This window comes from Streptomyces thermocarboxydus, assembly GCF_024760485.1.
Lineage (GTDB): Bacteria > Actinomycetota > Actinomycetes > Streptomycetales > Streptomycetaceae > Streptomyces > Streptomyces cellulosae.
Genome location: NZ_CP058273.1, coordinates 5641858 through 5652993, shown reverse-complemented (window position 1 = coordinate 5652993; position 11136 = coordinate 5641858). Strand labels below are relative to the sequence as shown.

At 71.9% G+C, this 11136-nt stretch carries 7 protein-coding genes; 1 reads left to right on the top strand and 6 read right to left on the bottom strand.

Annotation, left to right across the window (positions count from 1 at the left end; all coding sequences use genetic code 11):
* Window positions 1-64: 64 nt before the first annotated feature.
* From AY578_RS25915 to AY578_RS25895, 5 genes are all read right to left on the bottom strand, one after another.
* Window positions 65-1453 (bottom strand): hypothetical protein, encoded by a 1389-nt coding sequence (locus AY578_RS25915; protein ID WP_161107135.1) that lies wholly within the window; start codon window positions 1451-1453, stop codon window positions 65-67.
* A 94-nt stretch (window positions 1454-1547) separates the two neighbouring features.
* Window positions 1548-4424, bottom strand: a complete 2877-nt coding sequence (locus tag AY578_RS25910) for a stealth family protein (RefSeq protein ID WP_019523474.1) — start codon at window positions 4422-4424, stop codon at window positions 1548-1550.
* 9 nt (window positions 4425-4433) lie between these two features.
* Window positions 4434-5381, bottom strand: coding sequence for a hypothetical protein (locus tag AY578_RS25905; protein ID WP_026243625.1), 948 nt, complete (start codon window positions 5379-5381; stop codon window positions 4434-4436).
* Complete coding sequence (locus AY578_RS25900) at window positions 5378-7102, bottom strand: stealth family protein (protein WP_019523476.1); 1725 nt, start codon at window positions 7100-7102, stop codon at window positions 5378-5380. Before AY578_RS25900 ends, AY578_RS25905 begins: the two co-directional genes overlap by 4 nt.
* A gap of 371 nt (window positions 7103-7473) precedes the next feature.
* On the bottom strand, window positions 7474-8595 hold the full coding sequence (locus tag AY578_RS25895; RefSeq protein WP_258905715.1) for a PLL family lectin: 1122 nt from the start codon (window positions 8593-8595) through the stop codon (window positions 7474-7476).
* A gap of 339 nt (window positions 8596-8934) precedes the next feature.
* On the opposite strand from AY578_RS25895, the gene AY578_RS25890 reads away from it, so the two are divergent.
* A complete protein-coding gene (locus AY578_RS25890; RefSeq protein ID WP_136238059.1) occupies window positions 8935-10017 on the top strand; it encodes an LCP family protein in 1083 nt (360 codons plus the stop codon).
* Window positions 10018-10068: 51 nt separating this feature from the next.
* Here AY578_RS25890 and AY578_RS25885 read toward each other — a convergent pair whose 3' ends face one another.
* Window positions 10069-11088, bottom strand: coding sequence for a PLL family lectin (locus AY578_RS25885; protein ID WP_019523479.1), 1020 nt, complete (start codon window positions 11086-11088; stop codon window positions 10069-10071).
* Window positions 11089-11136: the final 48 nt, after the last annotated feature.

Sequence of the window (11136 nt, the reverse complement as noted above, 5' to 3'; positions counted from 1 at the left end):
TGAAGGGGCCTCCGCCTTCCGGCGGGGGCCCCTTCGTCATGGGTGCCGCCTTACGGCACGCGGGTCACCACTCGGGCATCGCCGGGTAGTGCTCGCACGAACCCGAGCAGGGCTCCCGGGAGGACAACGACGTGTTCAGCCAGCTGTCCTCGGGGATGCCGTGCACCCGCAGCGGGTGGGAAACAGCCGGCGAGTGGATGGCGCTGAACACCGACACGAACTCCACCTCGTAGGTGCCGGGCCGCCAGTCGTGGGCATGGGTCACCCGCCAGGTCCCGTCCTCCTGCACAGGGGCCTCGGCGATGAGCCTGCCCTGTTCCAGCACCATCACCTTCTGCGTTCCGGGGGCCGCCGTGCCCGAGAAACGGGGCCGCGGGCCGCACCAGCCGTCGGGCCGGGGCCCGGAGACCACCGGGGGGTCCAGCCGGTCCAGAACGTGGAATTCGGCGACGGCCGTCGGCGAGACGGCGTTGCCGGTGACGCCGAGCACGTCGACACTGTGCGGTCCAGCCGACCAGTTGACGACGCGGCGCCACTGCCAGGTGCCGGAGGGGGAGACGGTGGTGCCGCCGAGGTACCGGCCCTGTTCGTAGAAGAGGACGTAGCCGGTTCCCGCAGGCGCCTTGCCCGTCAGCTTCCGTGCCGCGCCCACGACTTCCCCGGGCGCGGGTGAGACGACGACCGGTCCTTCGGGCACGCTCGGGGCCATGGTGAGGGCCAGCTCCGGCCGGCTCACGGTGAACTCGGCCAGCACCGGGGGAATCGTGCCTGCGGCGAGGGTCTGGGGGTCGACCGTGTTCTGCGGCAGCCCGGCCGTGTCGAGCATGCTGATGGCCACGCGCCGCGCCACCTCGCGCGCTCCGACGTCGTTGAAGTGGCTGGCGTCGATGATGCCGTCGGGGTGGTTCGGATGCTCCCCGGGGTCCAGCCACCGGTAGAGCCGGCGCGCCCGTGTGGGCCCGAGTTCGGCAAGCATGTTCGTGGTGAGGGCGGTCATGTCGATCAGCGGGCTGCCCGTCTCCGCCGCGGCCTCACGCGTGAGGCCGGGGTACTCGTCGTGGGTGTTCACGACGTTCCCGGTCTCGTCGAACGCGCAGCGGGCCGCCGGTGTGAGCAGGACGGGAATCGCCCCCTCGCCACGGATGGCCTCGGCGTACAGACGCAGGTACTCCTTGTACTCGCGCGGTCCGTGATGGCGGTTGAGCTGGTTGATGCGTTGTTCGACGTTGCCGAAGGCGAGGAACACCATGTCGCCGGGGGCGAGAGCGGTGAGGAGTGTGGCGAACCGCCCGGTGAAGTAGCGACGCAGGGTCATGGCGTCGCGTGCGTAGTTGCGCACTTCGTACCCGGCGCCCAGGAAGCCGCCGAGGTACTGGCCCCAGCCCGCGAGCGGTGCTTCCTCGGCGGTCCGCGGGGCGGCCACGGAGTTCCCGATGACGCAGATCTTGTTCATGTGTTCCTCACATCGTCCCGTCACGCCGTGGCGTACGGGATCACCGTGTCTCGCAGGGGCGGACGTCCGTGGAGCCGGAGCCGGACGGCGGGCCTCACAGCGGCCAGTCCCCGAGGCGGCCCTCGTGGGCGAGCTGGTTGCGCCGGGACCCGGTCTCGAACTGGCTGGGCACAGGGAAGTAGCTGGGCAGGAAGGCCGCGAGAACGGCGTCCTGCTCCTCCTCCGGCACGTCGCCGTCGTGGTAGTCGTTCAGACAGAACACGTCGTGCGGGCGCACGGACAGGATCCGGTTGAGCCGTGGGGCGTGCTCGCTCAGGCCGACGTTGACGAAGCCGCAGGAGATGCTGCCGGGGACGCTGCGCAGGGTGTGGAAGCCGACGTAGTGGTGCAGGGAGGAGGCGACCGACACGTCGCTGTGGTCGCGCAGCCGGTTGGCCGCGGTGGTGGCCACGGCGTGCCGGTAGTGCTCCTCGATGTCGGCGAGGACGCTGCGCCGCAGCGGGTGCGGCGCGTGCAGGAAGGAGTGGACCAGGGTCTGCCCGAAGGACTGCTCGACGAGGGCCCTGTTGTTCTTGGCGGCACTGATGTTGAACTCGTCGTCGCGCGACGCCGGGGCCATCGGCACGGAGGTGGGCGACATGAAGTACTTCGCCTGCCCGTTGCCGAGGAAAAACATGTCGGGCTGCAGCGTGCGCCCCAGGAAGACGTCGTCGTTGAAGTACAGGAAGTGCTCGGCCAGACCCTCGATATGGTGCAACTGGCTCTCGATGGCGTGCGAGTTGTACGTGGGCAGGGCGCCGCGGTCACCGAAGATCTCGGTGTGGTCGACGACCCGCACACGCGGGTGGGAGAGGTCGAGCCACTCGGGCACCTGCTGGTCGGTGACGAGGTAGATGTTGCGGATCCAGGGGGCGTACATGTCGATGGACCGCAGGGAGTACCGCAGTTCGTCGCGGTCCCGGAAGCGCGCGGCGCTGGTGGCGGCGTCCTCCGTCTCCATCCCCATCGCGGCCAGGGCGGCGTTCTTGCGCTCGAGCCAGGCGAGGTCTGCGCCGTTCACCCAGGTGTAGACGGCGTCCACGGGGAACCCGATGTCGCCGTGGAGCACACGGCGGAAGGGCTCGATCGTGGGGTACGTGCGGCCGCCCAGGGTGCGGGCGCTGCGCCGCAGCGCGGAGTTGGGCACCCGGTCACCGATGAGGGTGCGCGCCGGCGCCTTGAGGTGCGAGCCGCTCTCGTCGTCGGGGTCGGTGTCCCAGAACGAGATGGTGCAGCCGTAGACGGCGCCCAGGCGCAAGGTACGGGAGGGCGACACGAGGTTCCGGTACACCCGGACACCGGCCGAGGGCATGTCGGTGTACGCCGCCACGTGACCGGCGAGGACGGTGGCCACGGTGTTCTGCCCCTCGTTGAGGACGGCGGCGTACACCGCGTCCCGCGCGTACCGGTCGGCGAGGGCCTTGAAAACCGCCTCGCGGTACATCGCGTGCACCGCGACGGTGTGCCGCACCAGATGGTCGCGGACCACGAAGTAGGGGATGTCGGCGCCCTCGAGCACATCGGCCGCCAGCGCCAGGTTCTGCTGAACGGCGTCCCAGGGGGATTCCCACTCCAACAGCCGGCAGATCTGCCCGCCGTCGCTCACCAGTCTGCGCCGCTTGAGCAGGCGTGCTTCCAGGGCGCGCTGGTCCGAGGTGCGCACCGTGCTGGCGGGGGCCGCTGCGGCCGCGGGGACAGTGCCGTCGGGGCCGCTGCGGACGTCGTGCACGGCCTGCCGTTCGGCCTTGACGACGGCGCGACGGCCACTGTCGCGCTCCGCCACCAGCTCGTGGAACAGGCGCTCCCAGGTGGCGGTCACCACCGCGGGAGAGAAGCGGTTGGCCGCGGCGAGGGCCGCGGCCCCCATCCGTCCGCGCAGCTCCGTGTCCCGGATGAGCAGCATCAGGGCCGAGGCGAGTGCGTCGGTGTCGCCGGGCGGCACGAGGATGCCGGTCTGCCCGTCGATGACCACCTCGCGGGGGCCGTTGGGCGAGTCGTAGGAGACGACCGGGACTCCGGCCGCCTGTGCCTCGGCCAGGACCAGGCCGAACGCCTCGTTGCGGGAGGTGAGGGTGGCGATGCTGGCCTTCGCCCACTCCTCCGCCAGGTACTGCGAGTTGCCGTTGAGCTGGACGCAGTCGTGCAGCCCGAGCGTGTCGATCTGCCGGCGCAGGGCCCCGCTGAGCGGTCCGTCGCCGAAGATGCGCAGCTGCCAGTCGGGGTGCTCGCGGGCCACGGTGGCCCAGGCGGTCACGGCGTGGTCGACCTGCTTCTCCGCGACGAGGCGGCCGGCGATCACCACGGTACGGGTCTGCAGGGTGGAGCGCGGCCGGAAACCTCCCGGCAGAGCGTTGGGCACGACCTCCAGGCGGGGCGCGGCACCTGCGAGGGTCTCGGCGAACCAGTCCCTGGTGCGTTCGCTGAGAACGGCGAGCGCGTCCAGCCGGGGCGTGTACCGGCGCAGCGGCTCGCCGCTGGTGCCGCGCAGTTCGGACACCCGGTGTTCCTGGTGGACCGTGATGACGCGCGCCGGCGCCAGTTCCACGGCGAGTGCCATCAGGGCCGGGGTCGTGGTGACCAGGACGTCCGTGTCGGTGGTCTGGAGGGCGAGTTCGAGCTCGAGGTCCGAGAGCCTGCTGAAGGCCGCCTCCCAGGAGCGGTCGACGATCCGGCTGGGCTGCGTGGCCAGTTCCGTCCGTACGCTCTCGTCCATACCGGTGGCGCGGAACGGGCGCGGGGTGCCCGACGCGAGGTCGACGAGGTAGTCGAGCCGCACCCGTTCGTGCGGGGTGAAGAACTGCTCACGTCTGCTCTTGAAGACGCTGAGGACCCGGACGTCGTGCCGTCCGGCGAGCTCCGACGCCTGGTTGAACACGGCGCGTTCGGTGCCGCCCACCGCGTCGGCGGTGGTCAGCAAGTAGGTGATCTTCATCGGTGGGTGTCAGCCTGCCTCGGGCATACGCGTGCAGGTGACCCGGAGATTGCCTGCTGGGGTGTAACGGGGCTGGACGATCATCGGCGGGTGGCCCGGCGGGGTGATCGCGAGACTGCGCATGGCGAAGACACGCAGGGGGTTGCGGACGTCGTGCAGCCTGCGTCCGAGCCGGAGCCGCCGTCCGTCGGCGCCGCACAGGACGATGTCCCAGTGGTCGGGCCGGTTTCCGCGGGGCGGCATCCGGTCCAGCGGCACGTCGACGCGCAGGATGCCGGGGGCCGGGCCGGTGACGGGCTGTTCGAGCCGGCGTCCGGAGGCGACGAACTCGGCCCACGGCTGCTCGGCCCGGATGCCCAGGAGCCGGAAGTCGACGGTGACGCCGGCATGGGTGAGGTGCACCTTGAGCACTTCCGCCGAGGGGCGCGCCCCGGTGCTGACGACGCGGGCGCTTCCCCTGAAGGAGCGTCCTAGCCGGTGCCGTTCTCCCGTGACCGAGGAGGCCGTCATGGGCTTGGTGGGTCCGCTGTACGGCACCGGAGGGGTGACCAGCAGCAGGGGCACGACGCGGGTGCGGCGCCCGGAGCGCAGGCGCAGCCGCAGCCGCCAGCGGCCGGGTCCCGTGGGCGCTCCGCCGACCTCGGCGCCGAGCAGGACGACGGCGTCCACCAGGGCCTCACCGTCCGGCCCTTCGTACACGCGTGCCTCCGCGGTGAAGGTGTGCCTGCCGCGGCTGAGGACGACCTCGGCGCTCTCGGGCAGGCCGGCCGACTCGGGCAGCCGGGCGTGCAGATTGACGGTGTGGCCGTCGAGGATGGCGGCGTACCGGAGCTGGGCGGTCCGGTCCTGTCGCAGGGGCAGGAAGACGCTCTGCAGGAGCTGGTTGCGCAGTGCGGCGGCCCGGGCGCGGGCGGCGCGGCCCGGACGGGCCACGGCGGACTTGGGGCGAGGACTCATCGGCCGGAGTGCCCCAGTTCCGCCATGCGCTCGGCCTGCGGTGCGAGCCGGTGCGGTGCGGGCGCACCGGTAACCGCCTCGAACGGACTGGGCACGGGGAAGTAGGCGTCCAGGAAACCCGCCACCATCCGGGACTGCGCCGCCATGTCGGCGGCGGGGACCGTGTCGTTCATGCAGAAGGTGTCGAAGTTGCGCCGGGCGAGGAGGTTGTCGAGCCGGCGCTGGGCCGTGTCGGCGGCCAGGTCGATGTAGACGTAGCGGATGTCTCCGACCGTGGCGCGGGCCGAGTGGTAGGCGTAGTAGTGGTGCAGCGACGACGCGATGGGCACGTCGTGCGGGGAGCGGAACCGGGAGTGCTGGGTCACCCGGTGCGCCTTGGCATAGACCTGCTCGATCTCGGCGAGCACGCTGCGCCGCAGGGCATGGGGGGTGTGCTTCATCTTCTGGGAGACGACGGTGCCGAACTGCTGGGCGACCAGGCCCCGGCTGTTCTTCCCCGCCGCGTCGACGGGGAGGTCCCCGGTGCCGGCGCGTCCGGACGGGATGAGCGCCTTGGACGGGAAGAACTTGGTCAGGCCGTTGGCGTGGAAGAACTGGCCGGGGTGGGCGGGACGGCCGAAGAACACGTCGTCGTTCAGGTACAGGAAGTGCTCGGCGAGTTCGGGGATGTGGTGCAGCTGGCTCTCGATCGCGTGCGAGTTGAACGTGGGCAGGGCGCTCGGGTCCGAGAAGATCTCGCGGTGGTCCACCACCCGCAGGCCCGGGAACTCGGTGCTCAGCCAGGACGGCACCTGTCCGGCGGTGACCAGGAAGATGTTCCGTACCCACGGGGCGTACTGGTGGATGGAGCGCAGGGAGTACCGCAGCTCGTCGCGGCTGGTGTAGCGCGAGTCGTTGGCCGCCAGGTCGTGCAGGCCGCCGCCGGGGATGCCGGTGAGCCGCGCGCGGGCGGCGTCCCTGCTCGCCCGCCAGCGCGGGTCGGAGTCGTCGACCCAGGTGTAGACGACGTCGATCGGGAAGGTGTGGTCGTCGGGAAGCGTGGCCGCGAATTCGGGCAGGGTGCGGGCGTGGCCGGTGTTGTAGACGGCGGGAATGACGCTGAATCGGTTCTGCTCCGCCCAGCACCGCCCCGCGTCCACCGGGACCTCGGTCACCACCTTGTTGGGGCGGGGGGCGACCAGCCGGCCGTCCTGCTCCGCCCAGAACTCGATGTCGCACCCTTGGTCGGGGCCGAAGACCAGGTTCCCGCTGGGGTCGCAGACGACCCAGGTCATGCGCAGCACGCGCTGCCCGCGCAGGGCGCGCCAGGAGCCCTGCGCGGAGGCGGGCCTCGGCTGCCCATGGGACGCCTGGCTCACGTACCCGGGGTGCTCGGCGCAGGTGACGCGCAGCAGTTCCTCGACATCGGCACGCCACCGCGCGGGCACGGCCACGCACGGCGTCCGGGAGCCGTTGCCCCGCACGCAGAAGTAGTCGATGCCGGCCTCCTCCAGGAGGGCGACGAGGATGTGCAGATTGCGGGCGCGGGCGGCCCAGGCGGTGGCGCCAGGCACCTCCACGGCGCGCAGGTGTCGCCCGGCCAGGCGGACGACCCGCACACACGGTTCGTCCTGCCTGCCGGCCTTACGGGTGCCGCCCAGAGCCCGGACGACCACGGCCGAACGCACGGCGTCGGCGGACGCGAGCGAGCGCTTCACCGAGTTGCGTACCGGCCCCGGCACCCGACGGACGATCCGGCGCCTCGCCCCTGCGGGCACCAAAGATCGATATGTCGACACGAGCGCGCTCGCCTCGGGGTTGTTGAGGCTCACCAGACTTCCGCACCATTCACATCAAGGCCGGAGCTCGTCGCTCCGGGAAATGACCCCACCCTGGCCGGCCTGCGCATCCGCGGCGTGCCGTGTACGGGGGCCGGTTCGTACCGGCCTGTTCACCGTCAGGACCACCAGTTGTCACACACTGCTCACCGACCTGGCGGAATGTTTACATTACAAGCACTTCATGTCTACCGGTGATCGCCCTTGTCGATGATCTGTCAGACATGCCACATCCGTACAACCTTTACGGCTGTTGCCGTATCCGCGTGAGAGCGTCACGACGGAATCCGCAGCCAGTCCGCGAACGACAGCCCTGGGCCATCGCCCTGCCTGGCCACCCACAGTTCCCCGTCGGGATCCATGACGGCGAGCACGACCCTGCCGTGGGCATCGTGCGCCAGGGCCGGGTCTCCCAGGCAGGTTCGCCCCGTGTCCCCCCACCAGAGACCTGACGCCTCGGCCTCCGTCCCGCAGACGCCGACGAGCACCGTGCCGGTGCGGCCCCGGTGGGCGATGACCGTGCAGTCGTACCCGTCGAGCACCTGACGCAGCAGCACGTTCGCCCCGTCCGCGGGAGTGCCGCTCAGCGGGACGGCCCACGAGCCGGGCCGCAGACAGACCAGACCGGCGCCGGCCGGGTCGCTCCAGAACCAGGTGAGCCGACCGGGCGCGGTCTCCAGGGCGGCGGCCGATCCCGGGAGCGCGCCGGGCCGTACGTCGGGGAACCGCCGCGGCACGGCGCCGGGCTCCGGCTGGCTCCAGGTCAGCGCGACGCCGCCCGCGGGGGCGAACACCTCGACCCGCCCGGCCGCGGCGGTCGCGCTCACCCCGTCCCGCAGACCGGCCCCCCGCAGGTCGGCCCAGGGCTCCCATCGGCCGCCCCGTCCCTCCCTGCGCATCATGAGCCCGCCGCCCGCGTTGCGTGCGAAGACGTGGACGTCGCCGGACGGGGCGACCGCCGCGGCCGGCGCCCAGAGCAGCGCGGCCTTCTCGGGCGTGCGGTGCGGATTACCGAGGGAGCGCCACTCGGTGAGAGGCCGTCCGGTCTGGTACTGCACGGCGTGCACCACGTCGACCTCGACACCGCCGTCGGCAAGCCGCTCGCGGCGACCCAGGAAGTGCACATAGGCGTCGGCGCCCTGGGCCACGGTCAGGTGGGTGAGGTCGTCGACAGGGAAGACGGCGGGTTCCGACCAGTCGGGACCGCCGGGCCGGCTCTCCGTCCAACGCAGCAGACCGCCTTCGCAGCGCGCGTAAGCCGTGAGCCGGCCGTCCTTGCCGCGGACCAGCCAGGAGCCGGTCGCCGTGCCGGTCACCGGCGGGCGCGCGGGTATGGAAGCGGCTCCGCCGGCGCGGCCGCGGCGCGGTGTGCGCGCGGACCGATCCCGTATCGCCATGCCGGACTCCCTGGAACGTTCACCCGATATGGACACGGGACCTGGAACGCACACATGATATGCACACTGCATACATGTATCGGGCACCCAGAGGCGACCTCGCCGGTCCGTGACGGACGAGAGCCGCTCGCCCGCCACTCCCCGCCGCGGACGACGTTCCGTGATGTGGATCACTGTCGTACAACGCCAGGGCGGGGTCGTGGGTCTGTCCGTTCGTTCGCCCGAGCAGCCGCGTGCCGGGCACCCCGCGCCCGGCGCCACCGCCAGGCCGGCTACCTGCAGTTCCGGCACTACCCGCACCGGCACCATGCGCCGCGCACAGACGAGGACACCCATCGGATGACGACCCCAGCCACCGACACCCCGAGCACGTCGCGCCGCCGGCGCGGACAGGAGGCGCCCCGTCGGCGGCGCACCGGCCGGTGGATCCTGCTGACGCTGGCCGTGCTCCTCGTCGCGGGGGCCGGCGCCGCGTATTGGCTCTGGAGCGATCTCGACGGCAACATCAACGGCGTCGACATCAACGAGGCGATCGGTGACGACCGCCCGGAGAAGCTGCCCACCTCCGGCCAGAACATCCTGATCCTCGGCTCCGACTCCCGCGCGGGCGACAACGCGGAACTGAACGCCGGCAAGATCGCCGGCGCCCGCTCCGACACGGCGCTCGTGATGCACATACCCGAGGGCCGCACCCAGGCCGTCGCCGTCAGCATCCCGCGCGACACCCTGGTGGCCCGGCCCGAGTGCAAGGACGCGGACGGCTCCACGGTGGCCGGGGCCGAGCGCGTGATGTTCAACTCCATCTACTCGCAGGTCGGTCCGGCCTGTGTGGTCAAGACGGTGGAGAAGATGTCCGGCGTCCGCATGGACCACTACGTCGAGATCGACTTCGCCGGCTTCAAGGACCTCGTGGACGCCATCGGCGGCGTCGAGGTCACCGTCGACCAGGACATCCACGACAAGTCCAGCGGCCTCGACCTGACCGCCGGCACCCACCGCCTGGACGGCACCGAGTCCCTGCAGTTCGTCCGCACCCGGCACGGCATCGGCGACGGCAGCGACCTCGGCCGTATCGGTCTCCAGCAGGAGTTCATGATCGCCCTGCTCGGTGAGATCAAGAAGCAGGACCTGCTGGGCAGCCCCACCAAGACCTACAAGATCGCGGACACCCTGACCGCGGCGCTGACCACCGACTCCGAGCTCGCCTCCCTCACCGCGCTCGCCGACTTCGGGCGCAGCATGAACGGGGTCGACCCGGGCTCCATGGAGACGATCATGCTGCCCGTCGCGTACGACAAGCGGGACCCCAACCGGGTGGTGGCCGCCGAACCTCAGGCGTCCACGCTGTGGAAGGCCATCCGCAGCGACCAGGAGATCCCGGAGTCGGCGAAGAAGTCCCCGGCGACCGGGGGCGGTTCCTGACCTGACGGCCTGGGTCGGGAGACGCCGGTTCCGGCGTCTCCCGGCGGGGTCTCAGACCTCCCGCCACCCCTCCAGCGCCAGCCCCGCCTCCTCCTTCCGCCGCGTGACGCGGAGCGTCGACGTCACCGGGTCGAGGGTCGCGGCGACCAAGGTGCCCTGGGCGTCGACCGCCAGGGCGACCTCCGCCGTGGGCGGGAGGGGCGGGCCGGACTCGGTCCACCAGGCGCCCGCCTGTTCCTGCTCCGTGGGGTACGCGGCGAACGCCACCCTGCCGCTCGCCGCGCGCTGCGCCAGCACCGTGCAGTCGTGGCCGTCTATCTCGCAGCGCACCGCCGCGACCGGGCCGGGGCCCGCCGCCTGGAGCACCGGCACCGGCTTGTTGCCGGGCCGCCAGGACCACAACTCGCCGTCCTGGCCGGTGAAGAAGAGGGTGGTCCGCTCGGCGGACGTGCGCAGCGCGCGCAGGGTGCCGGGGCGGGCGGCCACGTCCGCCGTCTCGTCCCGCGTGGGCGTCCTGCCGGGCTCCTCCTGACGCCAGTGGAGTATTCGCTCCGGCGTGGACGCGTAGACCTCCACCAGGCCCGACTCCCGGCTCGCGGCGGCCAGTTGGTCCTGGACGCCGGAGCCCTTCAGATCCCGCCACGGGTACCAGCCGCCCCGCTCCTTCTGCACCAGCAGGCTGACCCCGCCGCCCGCGTTGCGCACGAAGACGTACGCGCGCCTGCGGTCGTCCACGGCCACCGCGGGCGTGCCCGTGCGGTCGCCCTTGCCGTTGGGGTGGCCCACCGGGGACCAGTCCAGCGGGGCGAGCAGCGGCCGGAAGTGCGTGCAGTGCACCAACCGGGACTCCCCCGGCCCCGCCTGCCGCCACGCGGCCAGATGGGCGTACCCGTCCGCGCCCTGTCCCACGGCCGCGGGTCCCTGCTGGAGCCCCAGGTCGCCGCCGGCCCGGCGGAAGGGCTCCCAGGGGCCGCCGGGTGCTGTTTCCGCGCGGCACAGGACGGCGTCGTCCGATTTCAGATAGACGGTGAGGCGGCCGTCGCGGCCGCGGAGAAGCCAGTCGCCGTTCACCTGTTCACCTTACGCACTGCGGTGCGTGCCGTGGACGCGGGATCCCGC

Coding starts and splice junctions, on each gene's coding strand:
- AY578_RS25915 (WP_161107135.1), bottom strand. CDS start 1,453: ATGAACAAGATCTGCGTCATCGGGAACTCCGTGGCCGCCCCGCGGACC.
- AY578_RS25910 (WP_019523474.1), bottom strand. CDS start 4,424: ATGAAGATCACCTACTTGCTGACCACCGCCGACGCGGTGGGCGGCACC.
- AY578_RS25895 (WP_258905715.1), bottom strand. CDS start 8,595: ATGGCGATACGGGATCGGTCCGCGCGCACACCGCGCCGCGGCCGCGCC.
- AY578_RS25905 (WP_026243625.1), bottom strand. CDS start 5,381: ATGAGTCCTCGCCCCAAGTCCGCCGTGGCCCGTCCGGGCCGCGCCGCC.
- AY578_RS25890 (WP_136238059.1), top strand. CDS start 8,935: ATGACGACCCCAGCCACCGACACCCCGAGCACGTCGCGCCGCCGGCGC.